Origin of the sequence: Leifsonella bigeumensis (assembly GCF_039537265.1) — a bacterium.
Lineage (GTDB): Bacteria > Actinomycetota > Actinomycetes > Actinomycetales > Microbacteriaceae > Terrimesophilobacter > Terrimesophilobacter bigeumensis.
On record NZ_BAABAE010000002.1, the window covers coordinates 33,550 to 50,566 of the forward strand.

Consider the following 17,017-nt stretch of genomic DNA (forward strand, 5'->3'; position numbering starts at 1 on the left):
GATGGTGGCGAGACCCGACCGGGTCCCGCCACCATGCGTCGCCGGGATCAGTAGCCGATGGCGTACTCCTCGGCGCCTTCCCACATGAAGTCACGGCAGTCATCCGAGACCTCGGTGGTGGCTGTCTCCAGCAGGTCGTTTCGGTTCAAGTAGTCCATGATCGTGCCCAGCGAAGCGCAGTCGAACTCAATGTTGAACACGGGCTGGAAGGTATCGATGACCGACCCGGCCAATTCGCTTTCCAGTCCCGACCACTCCGCGAAGTAGTCGACGACTTCGTCGCGGTTCGCCGTATCCGCCATGAACTCGATGATCTCGGCCTGCGCCTCGTTGTAGGCAGCGAACAAGCCGGGGTTGGCATTGGCATTCGCCGATGTGGCGACGCGCCCGTTACCCGGCAGGTTCTGGAACGGCTCCGGCGTCAGCTCCGGCTTGGTGTTGTCGTACATCAAGCGACCGCCCGCTTGGGTGATCATGGTCGTCATCGGCTCGATGCCGAGAGCGATGTCCACCTGCTTCTGGGCGAACGCGGTGAAGCCCTGCTGACCGAATCCGATCGCGATGAAGGTGACATCATGATCGGGGTCCAGTCCGGCGTCCTGCAGCAGGATCCTGGTCTGGAGCTCCACCTGGCTGCCTGCAGCGGACACTCCGATGCGGGCCCCCTTCCAGTCCTTGATGGGCTCCGGATACGGCTTGTCCGCGTTCGGAGTGGGCCAATCCTCCTGCACCAGCCACGTGGCGAAGTCACGGCTGATGTAGTTGCTCAGGTAGACCAGGTCCTGACCCTGACTCTTCGGGATCAGCATGTTTCCGGGGCTGTTCGACATGATGTCGACCGCGCCGCTCACCACCGCCGCCGTCGCCGCCGGACCGGTTTCCACCGTGACCAACTCAACGTCCAGCTCGTGGTCTGCATAGATTCCGGACTCCACACCGATGAATTCGGCGAGGCTGAGAATGTTCCCCGGGAAGACCTGGATCTTCAGGGAGCCTCCGGTGAATTCACCCTCGCTCTGGCCGGAATTCGGGCTTGCTGTGGAACAGCCCGCCAGCAGAACCGCCGCAGTGGCGACCGCCGCGATGGCTAATTTCTTCCTCATGCTTCATACTCCTTTGTACATAGGGATTGCGGGCTGGTGCCCGTCTCCGACGTCCGCCCGGGTGCACTGAGCGGGCGTCGGAGGTCTGTGTGCGGCTATCGCCACCGCGAAAGGCGGGTCTCGGCGAGCGCCACGAGCCAGTTGAGCGCGAGAGCAATGACGGCGAGGAACAGCACCGTCCCCAAGACGCCGTCAGTGCGGAAGGTGCTGCCGAAGTACTGAATCTGCTGGCCAAGGCCGGCGTTTGCCGCGAGCATCTCGCCGAAGACCACGCCGAGCAGCGAATACACGACCGCGAGGCGGAGACCGGCGAAGATCGACGGCACCGACCCCGGCAACAGCACGCGTCGGAAGATCTGGCCGCGATTGGCGCCCATCGCCCGCATGGCGGTGATGTACTCCTGCTCGATCGACCTGGTGCCGGCTTCTGTCGTGATCATCACGATGAACACCACGAGACTGACGGCGAGGGCAACCTTGGATTCTTCACCGAGTCCGAACCAGATGACGAACATCGGCGCCAGCGCGACGCGCGGCAGAGCGTTCAACACCGTGATGTACGGCCCGGAGACGTCGGAGAAGTAGGGGAAGCTGACCCGAAGCAGGGCGAATGCGATTCCCGCGACCGACCCGATGACGAACGCCAGAGCCATTTCGCGAAGGGTCACAATACCGTTTTCGACAGCACTACCGTCCATGATTGCCTTGCCCATGTAATCGACGATGGCGCTCGGCTGCGAGAAGAATGCGGCGTTAATGGCGCCAGATTCCGACGCCCACTCCCAGGCGATGACGAAGGAGGCCAGGATGGCGAGTCTGGTGAACCACACGCCTGCAGTGCGCCTGCGGGATTTTGCCGCACGGACCGCTTTCTGCTGATGCAGCCGCGCGAGGACCTCGGTGGGCGACAGCCGTGTGGCCGAACCGGTAGTGAGAACGCTCATGATGCCTCTCCCTTCTTCAGTGCTTCATAAACTTGCGAGTTGAGTTCGAGGAAGCGGCTGGAGAACCGCAGTTCCTCCACGTTGCGGGGTCGCTCCAGGTCAATGGCGATATCAGCAACGATGCGACCCGGCCGCGCTGCAAGCACGATGACCCGGTCGGCCATCAGCACGGCCTCGCTGAGGTCGTGCGTCACCAGCACAACGGTCTTGTTCGAGTTCTCCCAGATTCGGGTGAACTCACCCTGGACGCGAATTCTGGTCTGGGCGTCGAGCGCCGCGAACGGCTCATCCATCAGGAGGGTGTCAGGGTCCATGGCCAGGGTGCGGGCGACGGCCACCCGCTGACGCATGCCCTGCGACAGCTGCTTGGGGTAGTGGTGCGCAAACGACCCGAGCCCGACCAGGTCGAGGGCGTTCTGGGCGCGCTCCCGTCTCTCCTTGACCGAAACCCCGCGAATCTCCAGACCGCTCTCGACGTTGGCGATGGCGGTGCGCCACGGAAGCAGCGCATCCCTGGCGAACATGTAGCCGGTGTGCCGGGTCGGGCGCGTGATGACATCGCCATTGATGACGACCTGCCCAGAGAGGGGGGCGATCAGACCCGCCATGAAGTTGAGCACCGTCGTCTTCCCGCACCCGCTGGGGCCGACCAGGGCGACGAACTCGCCCGACGGGATCTCGAACGACACCTGATCGAGAACCAGTTCATCCTCGCCCCCGGCCAGGGCGAAGGCATGCGATACGTGGTCGACCGTGATAGTCGCGCCTGAACGTCCGAGAGTACGGCGTGCGCCAGTGTTCAGTGCCGGTTCAGTGACGGCTTGCTCATCGGTCGGCTGCACAGATTCTGCCTTTCGTACTTCTGTCTTCATCGACATCGTTCTGGTCCTTATATTTTCGTTTCCCGTACGAGGCGGCCCCGTATCGTCAACTAAGGTCGGATCGAGGCAGGTGTACCTCACGATACGAAACTGTATAGTACTATAGCAACAATTGCGCGCATAGGGAAAGTAGAAATCATGGTTTCGGAGACACTACCCAGATCCGGGGGACGTGGGCGCACCAAAGAAGCCCAGGCCGCCCGTGAGGAAGCCATCCTCCAGGCCATCCTCGACCTGCTTTCCGAAGGGGGTTATGGTGCGGTGACGACCGACGCCATCGCCGCCCGCGCAGACGTCAGCAAGGCGACCATCTATCGCAAATGGACCACCAAGTCTGAGCTTCTGATAGCCGCGCTGGGCAAAGTAATCCAACCGATCGTCGTTCCGGATCTCGGTTCCTTCCGCGCGGAAGTCAGCTACTTCCTCGAACGACGGCTCAAACAGTACTCCGAGCCAGGCGTCAACCGCATGTTCGCCGGCATTGTCGGGCAGTCGGTCGAAGACGAGGCCCTTGCCACCACATTCCATTCGTGGGTGACCCGCCAGATGGCGGCGAACGTCCAGATCATCGAACGGGCCAAGGCGCGGGGAGAAGCCGGCGACGAATTCTCCGTCGAGGCACTCGCAACCATGATCGCCGCTCCGCTCGTCTACCGACTGGTGTGGGAACGGCGTGCCCCGGACCGTGAACTCATGGACACGCTGGTGCTCTGCCTCGAACGCGCGATTCACCCGGAGAACCGCACCCCCTGACCTCGTACCGGTGGAGAATGTGCTGTCAGACCGGAATCGCCAACGCGGGGTCGACCACTGCCTCGATACTCAGCCGCTCGAGCGAAGTGAAGCTGATTCGCCATCGGCCATCGGCATCGCGCTGGTAGCGATCCCGATATACGCCTTTTCCGATGGCGCCGCGCTGCCCGGGGACAGCAGAGTCCCGGAAGTCAAAGGTGTCGGGAGCCCAGCTCAGCGTGTCTTGCATCGACCAACGACCGGTCGCGTGGTCGGCATCGAGAAGGTCGATTATCGGCATGAAGGCGACATGGATGGTATGCACATCGGCGAAAGTCGTCCGCACACTTTCCACGAACTGTTGCACACTCTCGGGTTCGGCAGCCGCCCAGAACGGCCCGAACTGGGCATCCGGCAGGAAGACGGCCTCCAGGTCATCCCACCGCTTCTCGTCGATCGCGGCGAAGTATTCGGCCTTTATCCGGCGGATGTCTTCCAGCGCCAGCAGGCGCTCCATGTCATTGATTGCTCTCATTAGTGTGTCCTCTCAGTCAGCAGTGCCGTACTTTCGCCTGGTCGGTAAGCGCGGAAGTACTGCGGCGGGGCGGGCCGTGGAACCCCCAGTTCTGCGGCGGCACGGCCGACCCAGCCGGGGTTACGCAGCAGCTCCCGGCCAAGGAGCACCAGGTCGGCCTTCCCATCGCGGAGGATTTCTTCCGCTTGCGCTGGCTCGGTGATGCCACCGACGACCGCGGTCGTTGCACCAACCCGACGGAGTGCCTCCGAGTATTCGAGCTGGTACGCAGGCGTGTCCCCGAATATCCCGGCGCCCGGCACCAGCCCTCCGGTGCTGCAGTCGATCAGGTCGACGCCCTGATCGATCAGCCACCCTGCTATCCGCTCACTGTCGGCCAGTGTCCAGGAATCAGGCGATTCGAAAGCCTCCACGACGGAGATCCGCACGAAGAGCGGGCGCTCCCCCCACTCCTCGCGCACCCGGGTGATGACTTCGCGGAGAAGCCGCGTGCGCGCCTCATAATCGCCTCCATACTGATCGTCTCGAGTGTTCGACAGGGCTGACATGAATGAGTGCAGAAGGTAGCCATGTGCCGCGTGGATCTCGATCACGTCGAATCCCGCTTCCCGGGCACGGCGGGTAGCCGCGCCGAAGTCATCGACGACGGCGTCGATTTCGGTGAGCGTCATCTCTCTCGGGACCGCGAGGCCGGTCCGGTCATAGGCGAGAGCGCTCGGTCCGAGCGTTTCCCATCCACCGCCCTCCGGTTGAAGAAAGCCTCCGCCTTCCCAGGCGGGAAGTCGGGAGGCCTTTCGCCCAGCATGAGCGAGCTGAACGCCCGAGACCGCGCCATGCTGACGAAGGAAGTCGGTGACCCGTCTCAGGCCGGGCACCTGGTTATCCGACCAGATTCCCAAGTCATGCGGGGAGATCCGACCATCACGCGAGACCGCGGTCGCCTCGGTCATGACCAGGCCGACGCCGGCCACCGCGCGTGACCCGAGGTGCGCCAAGTGCCAATCGGTAGCAGTTCCATCCGCAGGCGACGAATACTGGCACATCGGCGCCATCCCAATACGGTTGCGCACCACCACATCGCGAAAAGCGATCGGGGAAAAGAGTGCCACCGGCAGGGTAGATAGCGTATCGTTCACATGAGTACGGTACTGTACCGTACCATCTCCCGCAACCATCAGGAATGTGATGCTCGAATTCGTGCTAGCCACCATTATCTGTGTTGGCGCGGGCGTCATCACCGGTGCGACCGGGTTCGGATTCGGGTTGGTGGCGGTACCTCTTCTGGGCGTTGTGATCGACCCACGAGCAGCCGTCGTGATCAGCCTCGTCGCCGGCCTTCCGGGCGCGGCATGGGTCATGCTGCGAAGCAAAGCCCCGATAGCCGGCAGGCAGTCTCTTGTGATGGTCATCACCGCGGCGGTCGGCATGCCGGCCGGGCTGTGGGCGGCGTGGCAACTCAGTACTGACGCCCTGTCCGTGACCATCGGCATCCTCGTGATCGTCTCGACCATCGCGGTCGCAATGGGGTTGCGGTTCGCCGCGCGCGATCGCTCCTACGTCACGGCGGGGCTGCTCAGCGGATTTCTCGCGCCTGGCACCGGCATGGGAGGGCCGCCGATTGTGATCGCGATCCAGGGTTCCGGGTTCGGCGCCGCCTCCGCCCGCCGCACTTCCGCGGCGGTGCTGAGCATTCAGTCCGTGCTCGCATTCGCCGTCATCGCTGTGGCTGGCGGAGTGAACCTGCCCGATCTGCTCTTCGCGTCGGGAGCGCTCCCCGCCACCCTCGTCGGGACCCTGATCGGCTCACTCGTGTTCGCGAAGATGTCCGAAGCGCGAGCGCGAGCAGTCGTGCTCGTGGTGCTGCTCGCCAGCGGGCTGGGAGCGATAGCGCACGGGTTCGGGCTGTACGGCTAGCAGCTGATATGTAGTGGTTTTTGTCAAGTGGGCAGGGTGAAGCGGCGTCCGGGGTGATCTGTCCTGGGCGCCGCTTCTGCTGGTGGTCGCCGGCCGTGGGTGTCGAGCGTGTCTTATCGACGCACGGTCAGGCTAATATGCGCGGGTTGGTTACCGCAGGGCGAAGTGTTCGAACTGGAGTGGTTCCGCTGGTCTAGAAATCGAGGGTCACCCTGCCGGTGGCAGTGCTGCTCATAGCTGAAAAGCGGGTCACTCAACGTGTTCGCCGACACCTCGGCCGGGACTACCAGCGGTCTTCGGGTCAGCCGTCGAGAACGTCCAGCGACCAGCACCATCCGGCCAGCTCACGGGCGATCGCGACGTTGGCGACGACAGGTCGTTTCTTCCGGGCGATGAACCGCACCCATTGCCGATGGAGGCGCTCGTTGCCGGCTTGACCGCGCAGCCGAGCTGTCTCGGGTGCTTTCTCCCACCGGGTGAGCAGCACGGACCCGGCGTTCGGTCGGTAATCGCGGCGGTGATTCCAGGCTGCTTCTACCAGGAGTCGGCGGGCATGAGAGTTGCCGGTCTTGGTGATCGATCCCTGCACCCGGGACTGGCCCGAAGAGTGCTCCGACGGCACCAGACCGAGGAAAGCACCGATGGTGTTGCCGGTGAACCGGTGCCAGTCGCTGATCTCCACCGCCAAAGCGAATCCGGTCAACGTCCCGACACCGCGCAGACAACCGAGCCGGTTCACCAGCGGAGTGAAGGGCGAGTCGGCAGCCATCTGCTCGATCGTTCTATCCAGCCGGTCACGTCGGGCAACCGTCTGGATGGCTTCCTCATAGGAGGCATCGAACGCGGTGGTGAACGCCAGATCCCCGTCGCGGTGCTGCCGCAACCAGAGATCATGTTTTCGAATCCACGCTTCCCCGTCCGAATACACGTAATCCATGGCGCAGCATCAGTTTCGATAACCGGTGCCGGGCGGCCATCAGATCCTGCCGGGTGTCCTCCCTGGAGCGAACCAGATCGCGAGCCGTTTCTTCCTCGATCGAGGGGACCCGCACCGCCGTGATCTCATCCAAACGCAGCAGCCTGGCCAGGCCGAACCCCGTCGGCCCAGCCTCATAGACGGTCTTCTGCAGGCCAGGCAACGAGGCCACCCACGCCACGACCTCGGCCAGGTCATAGCCGAACCGGTGGCGCATAACCTCGCCGGTTCGATCATCCAGGGCACACGCGACGATCGTTCGAGCCCTTTTGACCGCGAATGCGGCATCGACTATAGTTGACCCTTGGTGTCCGCCCCTGCGCGGCGCCCGAAGAAGAGCCCTCCACCGGATTTGTTCCCGACGTGTCTGCGTCGGGCAACGTCCACGGAGCGGGATTCACGAACAACTCCCTTCGATCAGAGAGCAGTACAGCTAACTATGCGTACGTACACCCCGAAGCCCGACGCGGTCACCCGCGAGTGGCTCGTCATCGACGCCACGGATGTCGTGCTCGGCCGCCTGGCCAGCCACGTCGCCGTTCTCCTCCGCGGCAAGCACAAGGCGACCTTCGCCCCGCACGTCGACACCGGTGACTTCGTCATCGTCATCAACGCCGACAAGGTCGCCCTGACCGGTGCGAAGCTCGAGCAGAAGAAGGCCTACACCCACTCCGGCTACCCGGGCGGACTGTCCGCGACCTCCTACTCGCAGATGCTCGCAAAGCACCCGACCCGCGCAGTCGAGAAGGCTGTGCGCGGCATGCTCCCGAAGAACTCGATCGGCCGTGCCCAGCTGAGCAAGCTCAAGGTCTACGCCGGTGCCGAGCACCCCCACGCTGCGCAGCAGCCCAAGCCCTACTCCCTGACCCAGGTCGCGCAGTAGCGCCGGCTGACGAACTAAGGACCATTTCCATGGCGAAGATCTCAGACTCCATCGACACCCCTGCTGAAGACACGACCGTCAGCGCGGTCGACAGCAGCGCCGTCGACCCCGCGGCGGAGACACTCGGCGGCAACTACACCACCGAGACCCCGGCCGAGGCCGCCCCCAAGGCTCCCCGTGCCGTGCTCAATGTTCCGGGCGCCGCTGTCGGCCGCCGCAAGCAGGCCATCGCCCGCGTGAGGCTCGTCCCCGGCACCGGGACCATCACGGTCAACGGTCGCGACCTCGCGAACTATTTCCCGAACAAGCTGCACCAGCAGCTCATCAACGATCCGTTCAAGGTGCTCGACCTGCTCGGCAGCTACGACGTCATCGCTCGCATCACCGGTGGCGGCCCCTCCGGCCAGGCCGGGGCCCTGCGCCTCGGGATCGCCCGTGCCCTCAACGAGATCGACCGGGAGAACAACCGCCCGGAGCTCAAGAAGGCCGGCTTCCTCAGCCGCGACGCCCGGGTGATCGAACGCAAGAAGGCGGGACTCAAGAAGGCCCGCAAGGCTCCGCAGTTCTCGAAGCGCTAGTCGTTGCAGGCCTGACGCGGTCATGCCCCGGCTTTTCGGTACTGACGGAGTTCGGGGTCTCGCCAACGAGACCCTCACGGTAGAGCTGTCCCTGCGGCTGGCCCAGGCTGCCGCCGTCGTGCTCGGCAAGGGGCGCTACGCCGACGGTCGTCGCGCTTCCGGGCGCAGGCCCGTCGCGGTGCTCGCGCGCGACCCTCGGATCTCCGGCGAATTCATCGCATCCGCCGTTGCAGCCGGGCTCGCGAGCTCGGGGGTGGACGTGTACGACGCGGGGGTCATCCCGACGCCGGCGCTCGCCTTCCTGGTTGCCGACGTCAACGCCGACTTCGGCGTCATGGTGTCCGCCTCGCACAACCCAGCACCCGACAACGGGATCAAGTTCTTCGCTGCGGGGGGGACCAAGCTTCCCGACGAGGTTGAGGACCGCATCGAGGCTGCCCTCGCCGAGCTGCCGATAGCCCCGACCGGCCCGGAGGTCGGGCGCATCCGCCGGTTCTCGGACGCAGAAGATCGCTACCTTGTCCACCTGCTCGGCACGCTCCCGACGCGGCTCGACGGTCTGCACGTCGTGCTGGACTGTGCGAACGGCGCCGCATCCGGGGTGTCGCCGGATGCCTTCCGCGGCGCCGGCGCGACCCTCACCCTCATTGGGGCCGACCCGGATGGGATCAACATCAACGACGGCGTCGGCTCGACCCACCTCGAGCAGCTCGCGAAGGCGGTCGTCGAGCACGGCGCAGACCTCGGCATCGCCCACGACGGCGACGCCGACCGGTGCCTCGCGGTGGACGCTGCCGGCAACGTCGTCGACGGCGACCAGATCATGGCGATCCTCGCGCTCTCTCTCAAGGAGCGCGGCCTGCTCGCGCAGGACACCCTCGTCGCGACGGTCATGAGCAACCTGGGCCTGCGCCTGGCCATGGCGGAGAACGGTGTCACGATGGTCGAGACGCGTGTCGGCGACCGTTACGTGCTCGAGGCGCTCTCCCGCGACGACCTGAGTCTCGGCGGTGAGCAGTCCGGTCATGTCATCATGACCGCTCATGCCACGACCGGTGACGGCATCCTCACCGGCCTGCATCTCGCGGCCGAGCTCGCGCGCACCGGAAAGACTCTCGCCGAACTCGTCTCGGTCATGACCGTGTACCCGCAGATCATGGTCAACGTGAAGGATGTCGACCACGAGTCGCTCGCGGACGACGACACGATCGCGGCGGCCGTCGTCGTCGCGCAGCAGAAGCTCGGCGATCGCGGACGCGTGCTGCTGCGCCCTTCGGGCACGGAGCCGCTCGTGCGCGTCATGGTGGAGGCATCCGACCAGGCGCTCGCCGATGAGATCGCGCACTCCCTCGCTTCGGTCGTGCGCAAGCGTCTCTCCCGCTGACCTCGCGCTCCAGCGCTCAGATCTTGCGGAGGAGCACGCTGCTCACGGCGTGCTGCGTCTCCTTGCGGAGCACGAGCGTCGCCCTCGATCGCGTCGGCAGGATGTTCTGCACGAGATTCGGCTCGTTGATGCGGCTCCAGATGTCCCTGGCCTTCGCACGCGCCTCCGCCTCACTGAGGCTCGCGTAGCGGTGGAAGAACGACTGCGGGTCGGCGAAGGCGCCGCGCTGCAGTTTGAGGAAGCGCTCCTCGTACCAGCGGGCGATGTCGGCGGTGCGGGCGTCCACGTAGATCGTGAAGTCGAAGAGGTCGCTCACCGCGAGCTTGCGGCCGGGGGCGGGCGGCTGCAGCACGTTGAGGCCCTCGACGATGAGGATGTCGGGGCGGCGCACGACGACCTCGTCGTCCGCCACGATGTCGTAGGTGAGATGGGAGTAAAGGGGAGCGCGCACCTCGTGGGCGCCGCTCTTGACCATGGTGACGAAGCGCAGGAGCGCGCGGCGGTCATAGGACTCCGGGAAGCCCTTGCGCTCCATGAGGCCGCGGCGCTCGAGCTCGGCGTTCGGCCAGAGGAAGCCGTCGGTCGTCACGAGCTCGACGCGCGGGGTGTCCTCCCAGCGGGCGAGCAGCTCGCGCAGCACCCTGGCGATCGTCGACTTGCCGACCGCCACCGAGCCGGCGATGCCGATCACGAACGGCGTGCTCTGGCTGCGCTGGCGCAGGAAGCTGCTCGTTGCAGCATGCAGTCTCTTCGCCCCCACGGCATAGAGGCTCACGAGTTTGCTGAGCGGAAGGTAGACCTCAGCGACCTCGCTGAGGTCCAGTACGTCTCCGAGACCCTGCAGACCGGCCAGCTCATGCGGGGTGAGCGGCTGCTGCGTCGTGGGGGCGAGGTCCGCCCAGGCCGAGCGCTCGATCTCGAGGAACGGAGTCAGGTGGCCGTTGGCAGCGGTGGGCTCAGGCATCCAGAACAGACTACCCGTGGCGGCCGTTCACGGCTCGGTACCCTAAAATTCAGACCATGTGTGGAATCGTGGGCTACGTCGGAGGTAACCGCAGCGTGGAGGTGCTGCTGGGCGGCCTTCGCCGTCTCGAGTATCGCGGATACGATTCCGCCGGTATCGCTGTCATCGGCACCGACGGCGGCCTCGAGGTACGCAAGCACGCGGGCAAGCTGCGGGTGCTCGTCGACGACGTCGAAACGAATCCGGTGCAGGACGGCCCCACCGGGATCGGGCACACCCGCTGGGCGACGCATGGCGGACCCACCGACGCGAACGCGCATCCGCATCTCGGCGACGACGGCAGGCTCGCGCTCATCCACAACGGCATCATCGAGAACTTCGCCGAACTCAAGACAGAGCTGCTCGTCGCGCACCCGGAGACGGTGTTCACGAGCGAGACCGACAGCGAGGTCGCCGCGCACCTCGTCGGCTACGCGTTCCGCGACACGGGGGATGTCACCGAGGCGCTGCGCCGCGTCGTCGCGAAACTGCAGGGGGCTTTCACCCTGCTCGTGCTGCACCGCGACCAGCCCGGCGTCGTCGTCGGGGCGCGCCGCAACTCGCCGCTCGTCATCGGCCTCGGCGAGAACGAGAACTTCCTCGGATCGGATGTCGCGGCCTTCGTCGAGCACACCCGGCGGGCGCTCGCGATCGGCCAGGACCAGATCGTGACGATCACGGCGGACTCGGTGTCGGTGACCGACTTCGATGGCAACCCGGTCGACACTGAGGAGTTCGAGGTCACCTGGGATGCCTCTGCCGCCGAGAAGGGCGGCTGGTCGAGCTTCATGGCCAAGGAGATCAGCGAGCAGCCGGAGGCGGTCGCCAACACGCTCCTCGGACGCTCCGCCGACGGTGCCGTCCACATCCCCGAGCTCGATGGCCTCGACGACACGCTGCGCGGCATCGAGCGCATCGTGATCCTCGGCTGTGGCACCGCGGCCTACGCCGGCATGATCGGCAAGTATGCGATCGAGAAGTGGGCGAGGATCCCGGTCGAGGTCGACCTGTCGCACGAGTTCCGCTACCGGGAGCCGGTCATCGACGAGCGCACGCTCGTCCTCTCGATCAGCCAGTCCGGCGAGACCATGGACACCCTCATGGCCGTCAAGTACGCGATCGAGGCGGGCGCGAAGACGATCTCGATCTGCAACACCCAGGGCGCCACGATCGCCCGGGAGTCGGATGCCGTGATTTACACGCACGCCGGCCCGGAGGTCGCGGTCGCCTCGACCAAGGCGCTCGTCGCCCAGGTCACCGCCGTCTACCTGTTCGGGCTGCACCTGGCTCGCCTGCGGGGCACACTCGGCACGGCGGAGGCATCCGTCCTCCTTGCCGAATTGCAGGCCGTTCCGGCCAAGCTCGCGACTGTGCTCGAGCAGCACGCCGAGATCCGGGAACTGGCACACTGGATGTCGGACACCCGCTCCGTGCTGTTCCTCGGCCGTCACGTCGGCTACCCGGTCGCCCTCGAGGGCGCGCTCAAGCTCAAGGAGCTCGCCTACATCCACGCGGAGGGGTTCGCCGCCGGCGAGCTCAAGCACGGACCGATTGCGCTCATCGAGCCCGGCCAGCCGGTGTTCGTTGTCGTGCCGAGCCCGCGTGGCGCCGACTCGCTGCACCCGAAGGTGGTGTCGAACATCCAGGAGATCCGGGCGCGCGGTGCCCGCGTGCTCGCGATCGCCGAGGCCGGGGATGCTTCAGTGCTGCCCTACGCGGACAAGGTGTTCACGATTCCGCCCGCGTCGGCGTTCTTCGAGCCGCTCCTGGCCTTCGCCCCGCTGCAGATCTTCGCGATGGAGCTTGCGGCGGCGAAGGGCCTCGACGTCGACCAGCCGCGCAACCTTGCGAAGTCCGTGACGGTCGAGTGACGCGGTGATCGGGCGCAGCGCATGATCGTCGGTATCGGCGTCGATGTCGTCGAGCTGGCCCGATTCGAGCGGGCGGCCACGAGAACCCCGGCGCTGCTCACGCGCTTGTTCGCCGAGAGCGAACAGGTGCAGGCCGGGCGACGACTCGCCCTCCACTCCCTTGCCGCCCGCTTCGCCGCGAAGGAGGCGCTCATCAAGGCCCTCGGCGACTCCGAGGGTGTCAGCTGGCACGACATGCCGGTCGTCTCCGACGGTCAGCGCAATCCGTCCTTCGCCCTGCAGGGCGGCGTCGCCGCGATCGCCGAGGCACGGGGCATCACCTCGCTGCACCTGTCGATGAGCCATGACGCCGGCATCGCGATCGCGTATGTCATCGCGGAGGCATCGTGAGCGAACGCGCACTGCGCGAGGCCGTGATCGACCTCGACGCGATCACGCACAACGTCGCGACGATCCGCGCGACGGTCGGGACGCCCCACTTGATGACCGTCGTGAAGGCGGACGGCTACGGGCACGGGGCCGTCCGGGTCGCGCGCGCCGCGCTCGCCGGGGGCGCCGACTGGCTGGGTGTGGTCGATGCGGCCGAGGCTCTTCCGCTGCGCGAGGCGGGGGTGACGGCGCCCATCCTGACCTGGCTGCACGCACCCGAGGAGACGTTCGCCGCACATGCGGCGGCCGATCTCGATGTCGGGGTGAACTCGCGCGACGAGCTCGAGCGTGCGGCGGCAGCAGGAGTGCGCAACGTTCAGGTCAAGGTCGACACCGGGCTCGGTCGCAACGGTGCGGAGGAGTCGACCTGGGGTGCGCTGTTCGAACGCGCCCAGCAGCTCGAGGGGGCAGGGGGGCCGCGCATCCGGGGCCTGTTTAGCCACCTTGCCAATGCCGGGCCAGAGGCGGATGCCGCCCAGCGGGCGGCCTTCGAGCGGGCGCGGGCGGTGGCCGGCTCGTCAGGGATCGACCCGGAGCTCCTGCACCTCGCCGCGACGGAGGGTGCGCTCGGGCGGCCGGAGGCCCGCTACAACCTCGTGCGCGTGGGACTCGGCAGCTACGGGCTCTCGCCCTTCGCCGGTGTCGCGGCCGCCGAGCTCGGCCTCGTGCCCGCTCTCGAACTGAGTGCGGCGATCGTCTCGCTGAAGCGCGTCCCCGCCGGAAGCGGCGTCTCCTACGGCCACCGGTACCACACGGAACGGGAGACGACACTCGCGCTCGTCCCCCTCGGCTACAGCGACGGCATACCGCGGCAGGCCTCCAATCGGGGGCCGGTGCTCATCGGCGGTGAGACGTACCGGGTGTGCGGCACGGTCGCGATGGACCAGTTCGTCGTCGACATCGGCGATGCGGCGGTCTCGGTGGGGGACCGCGCGGTCGTCTTCGGAGACCCGACCGGCGGCGCACCCTCCGCAACGGACTGGGCGGATGCGGCAGGCACGATCAACTACGAGATCGTCGCCCGTCTCGGCCACCGGGTCGCGCGGCGCTACCTCGGCGGCGGGTGATGGAGACTCTGCGGCTCACGGTCGCGACACCGGAGGACATGGAGTCCCTCGGTGCGCGCCTCGCCGGGCGACTGCGCGCCGGCGACCTCGTCGCCCTCAACGGCGAGCTGGGAGCAGGCAAGACGACTCTCACGCGCGGCCTCGGCGCGGCGCTCGGCGTGCGCGGTGCCGTGACGAGCCCGACCTTCGTGCTGGCACGGACGCATCCGCGGGAGGGCGGCGCCCCACTCGTCCACGTCGACGCCTACCGGCTCTCGCACGCGGCGGAACTCGACGATCTCGACATCGACTTCGAGGGCTCGATCGTCGTCGTCGAGTGGGCTGCCGGGATGATCGAGGGGCTCGCCGACTCATGGCTCGAGGTAGCGATCGTGCGACCCGTGGGCGCCGCCCGCATCGGTGCCGGCGCCGGAAGCGATGATCTCCTGGATGGGGTGGAGCCGCGCGAAGTCACGATCAGCGGGCACGGCCCCCGATTCGCGGACTTTAGGCTGTAGACATGCTTCTCGCGATCGACACCTCGGCGGGGACGAGCGTCGCCGTCGTCGACCGCGAGGGCGGCGTCCTCTCCGAGCGTTCTGTCGAAGACACCCGCCGTCACGCCGAGGTCATCGGCACGCTCATCCGCGAGTGCCTCGACGCAGCGGGTATCGCGATCGCGCGCCTCTCCGGTGTCGCGGTCGGCATGGGCCCCGGGCCCTTCACCGGCCTGAGGGTGGGCATCGCAGCGGCCAATGCCTTCGCCTTCGGCGCAGGCAAACCGGTCGTGCGCGTCGTGAGCCACGACGCGGTCGCCTTCGCCCGCTATGCGGCCGGGGAGACCGGCCCGCTCCTCGTGACGACGGATGCGCGCCGTCACGAACGCTACTGGAGCGCCTACAGCGGCGCCGACGAGTTCTCCCTGCCGATCCGGGTCGAGGGGCCGGGGCTCGACCGTCCCGATCACCTGCCTCAGGGGGTGACCGGCCATCCGGGTCACCGGCGGGTGGATGCCGACTGGGTCTCCGCGGCATCCGTCGGCCTGCTCGCTGAGACCCTCTACGCGCACGGTCGCGACTTCGCCGGAGCGGAGCCGCTCTACCTGCGCTCGCCAGACGTCACCCTTTCCGCCGGCCCGAAGCGGGTGACGGCATGACCTGGCAGCTGCGCCGTGCGGAGGCCGGCGACCTCGAGGCGATCATGCGGCTCGAGACCTCGATCTTCGCGAACGATGCCTGGTCGGGCGGGACCATGCGCAACGAGCTCGCGAACGTGAACGCCTGGTACCTCGTCGCGTTCCGCCCGGAGACCCCGGAGAGCATCGAAGCCTACGCGGGGCTGCTCGCACCGCGCGGCGCGAAGGAGGCCGATATCCAGACCATCGCGGTCGCGGAGGGTTCCCGGCGCGGAGGACTCGGTCGCACGCTCATCCTGAGCCTCGTGAACGAGGCTCGCAAACGCGGCGCGGAAGAGGTGTTCCTCGAGGTGCGCGCCGACAATGCGGGAGCGCAGGCGTTGTACCGGTCGCTCGGATTCGAGGATCTCGCTGTGCGGGAGAATTATTACCAGCCGGATGGTGTGGACGCGATCGTCATGCGGCTCGCAGTGCCGCCCCGCCGTTCGACCTTCACCGCGCCAGAGGACGGCGCGTGACAGGCCCCCTTGTACTCGGCATCGAGACGAGCTGCGACGAGACCGGCGTCGGGATCGTGCGCGGCGACGCTCTGCTCGCCAACACGATCGCGTCCTCGATGGAGGAGCACGCCCGATACGGTGGCGTCGTCCCGGAGATCGCCGCTCGCGCCCACCTCGAAGCGATGGGCCCAACGCTCACGGCCGCGCTCGCCGAGGCCGGGGTTGCGCTCGATGACCTCGACGCGATCGCCGTCACGAGCGGCCCGGGCCTCGCCGGCGCCCTCATGGTCGGGGTCGGGGCGGCCAAGGCCCTCGCGGTCGCGCTCGGCAAGCCGCTCTACGCCGTCAATCATCTGGTCGGGCACGTCGGGGCGGACATCCTGACCGGCGACGAGCTGCACTATCCGACCGTCGCCCTGCTCGTCTCCGGCGGGCACACCTCGCTGCTGCTCGTGCGCGACCTGGTCTCGGATGTCGAGCTCCTCGGCGAGACGATCGACGACGCAGCGGGGGAGGCCTTCGACAAGGTCGCCCGCATCCTCGGCCTGCCCTACCCCGGCGGGCCGGAGATCGACCGCGCGGCACTCGGCGGCGATCCGGCCGCGATCCGCTTCCCGCGGGGCCTCAGCCTGCCGAAGGACCTCGAGAAGCACCGCTACGACTTCTCCTTCTCCGGGCTCAAGACGGCGGTCGCCCGCCACGTCGAGAAGCACCGCGATGAGGGCAGCGATGTGCCGGTCGCGGATGTCGCGGCATCGTTCCGCGAGGCCGTCGTCGACGTGCTCGTGACGAAGGCGCTCGCGGCCTGCGCCGACCTCGGAGTGCCGCGGCTCCTGCTCGGCGGTGGGGTCATCGCCAACGCGCGCCTGCGCGAGGTGGCGACGCTGCGCTGCGCAGAGGCCGGAGTGGCACTGCGGATCCCACCACTCTCGTTGTGCACCGACAACGGGGCGATGATCGCGGCGCTCGGTGCGCAGCTCATCATGGCCGGGAGCGCACCGTCCACGCTGGATTTCGGGGCCGACTCCACCCTGCCGGTCACCGACATCCAGGCCGGGGTCGGCTGAACCCGCGCCCTGCACTTTGACAGTCCCTCAACCGGA

20 protein-coding genes are annotated in these 17,017 nt (G+C 67.0%); 12 read left to right on the forward strand and 8 right to left on the reverse strand.

Annotated elements, in window-relative coordinates:
* Nucleotides 1-47: 47 nt before the first annotated feature.
* The 3 genes from ABD678_RS03105 to ABD678_RS03115 form a co-directional block, all read right to left on the reverse strand.
* Entirely contained in the window at nucleotides 48-1,103 is a 1,056-nt protein-coding gene (locus tag ABD678_RS03105) for an ABC transporter substrate-binding protein (RefSeq protein WP_344753603.1), read from the reverse strand.
* A 95-nt stretch (nucleotides 1,104-1,198) separates the two neighbouring features.
* Nucleotides 1,199-2,047, reverse strand: a complete 849-nt coding sequence (locus tag ABD678_RS03110) for an ABC transporter permease (protein ID WP_344753605.1) — start codon at nucleotides 2,045-2,047, stop codon at nucleotides 1,199-1,201.
* Nucleotides 2,044-2,925, reverse strand: a complete 882-nt coding sequence (locus ABD678_RS03115; protein ID WP_344753607.1) for an ABC transporter ATP-binding protein — start codon at nucleotides 2,923-2,925, stop codon at nucleotides 2,044-2,046. The genes ABD678_RS03110 and ABD678_RS03115 overlap by 4 nt, the downstream gene beginning before the upstream one ends.
* A 141-nt stretch (nucleotides 2,926-3,066) precedes the next feature.
* Here ABD678_RS03115 and ABD678_RS03120 point away from each other — a divergent pair, with 141 nt between their 5' ends.
* Entirely contained in the window at nucleotides 3,067-3,681 is a 615-nt protein-coding gene (locus ABD678_RS03120; protein WP_344753609.1) for a TetR/AcrR family transcriptional regulator, read from the forward strand.
* Between the two features lie 25 nt (nucleotides 3,682-3,706).
* Here ABD678_RS03120 and ABD678_RS03125 read toward each other — a convergent pair whose 3' ends face one another.
* Nucleotides 3,707-4,177, reverse strand: a complete 471-nt coding sequence (locus ABD678_RS03125) for a nuclear transport factor 2 family protein (RefSeq protein WP_344753611.1) — start codon at nucleotides 4,175-4,177, stop codon at nucleotides 3,707-3,709.
* A 17-nt stretch (nucleotides 4,178-4,194) separates the two neighbouring features.
* Nucleotides 4,195-5,331: an NADH:flavin oxidoreductase/NADH oxidase gene (locus ABD678_RS03130; protein WP_344753613.1), complete on the reverse strand. Its 1,137-nt coding sequence runs from the start codon at nucleotides 5,329-5,331 to the stop codon at nucleotides 4,195-4,197.
* Nucleotides 5,332-5,392: 61 nt separating this feature from the next.
* Between ABD678_RS03130 and ABD678_RS03135 the strand changes: the two genes are divergently transcribed.
* Nucleotides 5,393-6,109 (forward strand): sulfite exporter TauE/SafE family protein, encoded by a 717-nt coding sequence (locus ABD678_RS03135; RefSeq protein WP_344753615.1) that lies wholly within the window; start codon nucleotides 5,393-5,395, stop codon nucleotides 6,107-6,109.
* 301 nt (nucleotides 6,110-6,410) lie between these two features.
* Here ABD678_RS03135 and ABD678_RS03140 read toward each other — a convergent pair whose 3' ends face one another.
* Together ABD678_RS03140 and ABD678_RS03145 are read right to left on the reverse strand one after the other, a co-directional pair.
* Complete coding sequence (locus ABD678_RS03140; RefSeq protein ID WP_344753617.1) at nucleotides 6,411-7,046, reverse strand: transposase; 636 nt, start codon at nucleotides 7,044-7,046, stop codon at nucleotides 6,411-6,413.
* Nucleotides 7,000-7,302 carry a hypothetical protein gene (locus ABD678_RS03145; RefSeq protein WP_344753619.1) on the reverse strand — a complete coding sequence of 101 codons (303 nt, stop codon included), beginning with the start codon at nucleotides 7,300-7,302 and terminating at the stop codon, nucleotides 7,000-7,002. Before ABD678_RS03145 ends, ABD678_RS03140 begins: the two co-directional genes overlap by 47 nt.
* Nucleotides 7,303-7,524: 222 nt before the next feature.
* Between ABD678_RS03145 and rplM the strand changes: the two genes are divergently transcribed.
* The 3 genes from rplM to glmM are packed head-to-tail and all read left to right on the forward strand — an operon-like array spanning nucleotide 7,525 to nucleotide 9,930.
* A complete protein-coding gene (gene rplM / locus ABD678_RS03150; RefSeq protein ID WP_344753621.1) occupies nucleotides 7,525-7,968 on the forward strand; it encodes a 50S ribosomal protein L13 in 444 nt (147 codons plus the stop codon).
* A 29-nt stretch (nucleotides 7,969-7,997) separates the two neighbouring features.
* On the forward strand, nucleotides 7,998-8,546 hold the full coding sequence (gene rpsI, locus ABD678_RS03155) for a 30S ribosomal protein S9 (RefSeq protein ID WP_344753623.1): 549 nt from the start codon (nucleotides 7,998-8,000) through the stop codon (nucleotides 8,544-8,546).
* Between the two features lie 22 nt (nucleotides 8,547-8,568).
* Entirely contained in the window at nucleotides 8,569-9,930 is a 1,362-nt protein-coding gene (glmM, locus tag ABD678_RS03160) for a phosphoglucosamine mutase (RefSeq protein ID WP_344753625.1), read from the forward strand.
* 16 nt (nucleotides 9,931-9,946) lie between these two features.
* Here glmM and coaA read toward each other — a convergent pair whose 3' ends face one another.
* Nucleotides 9,947-10,894 (reverse strand): type I pantothenate kinase, encoded by a 948-nt coding sequence (gene coaA, locus ABD678_RS03165; protein ID WP_344753627.1) that lies wholly within the window; start codon nucleotides 10,892-10,894, stop codon nucleotides 9,947-9,949.
* Between the two features lie 56 nt (nucleotides 10,895-10,950).
* Between coaA and glmS the strand changes: the two genes are divergently transcribed.
* From glmS to tsaD, 7 genes are read left to right on the forward strand one after another with little or no spacing between them, the layout of a single operon-like run.
* Nucleotides 10,951-12,804: a glutamine--fructose-6-phosphate transaminase (isomerizing) gene (glmS, locus tag ABD678_RS03170; RefSeq protein WP_344753629.1), complete on the forward strand. Its 1,854-nt coding sequence runs from the start codon at nucleotides 10,951-10,953 to the stop codon at nucleotides 12,802-12,804.
* 21 nt (nucleotides 12,805-12,825) lie between these two features.
* On the forward strand, nucleotides 12,826-13,194 hold the full coding sequence (locus ABD678_RS03175) for a holo-ACP synthase (RefSeq protein WP_344753631.1): 369 nt from the start codon (nucleotides 12,826-12,828) through the stop codon (nucleotides 13,192-13,194).
* Nucleotides 13,191-14,300, forward strand: a complete 1,110-nt coding sequence (gene alr / locus ABD678_RS03180; protein WP_344753633.1) for an alanine racemase — start codon at nucleotides 13,191-13,193, stop codon at nucleotides 14,298-14,300. Before ABD678_RS03175 ends, alr begins: the two co-directional genes overlap by 4 nt.
* A complete protein-coding gene (gene tsaE, locus ABD678_RS03185) occupies nucleotides 14,300-14,797 on the forward strand; it encodes a tRNA (adenosine(37)-N6)-threonylcarbamoyltransferase complex ATPase subunit type 1 TsaE (protein ID WP_344753635.1) in 498 nt (165 codons plus the stop codon). Before alr ends, tsaE begins: the two co-directional genes overlap by 1 nt.
* 2 nt (nucleotides 14,798-14,799) lie before the next feature.
* Nucleotides 14,800-15,435, forward strand: coding sequence for a tRNA (adenosine(37)-N6)-threonylcarbamoyltransferase complex dimerization subunit type 1 TsaB (gene tsaB / locus ABD678_RS03190; protein WP_344753637.1), 636 nt, complete (start codon nucleotides 14,800-14,802; stop codon nucleotides 15,433-15,435).
* The gene (gene rimI, locus ABD678_RS03195) at nucleotides 15,432-15,932 is read left to right on the forward strand and encodes a ribosomal protein S18-alanine N-acetyltransferase (RefSeq protein WP_344753639.1); all 501 of its coding nucleotides are present in this window, start codon (nucleotides 15,432-15,434) and stop codon (nucleotides 15,930-15,932) included. The genes tsaB and rimI overlap by 4 nt, the downstream gene beginning before the upstream one ends.
* Entirely contained in the window at nucleotides 15,929-16,981 is a 1,053-nt protein-coding gene (tsaD, locus tag ABD678_RS03200) for a tRNA (adenosine(37)-N6)-threonylcarbamoyltransferase complex transferase subunit TsaD (RefSeq protein WP_344753641.1), read from the forward strand. Before rimI ends, tsaD begins: the two co-directional genes overlap by 4 nt.
* The last annotated feature ends 36 nt before the right edge of the window (nucleotides 16,982-17,017 follow it).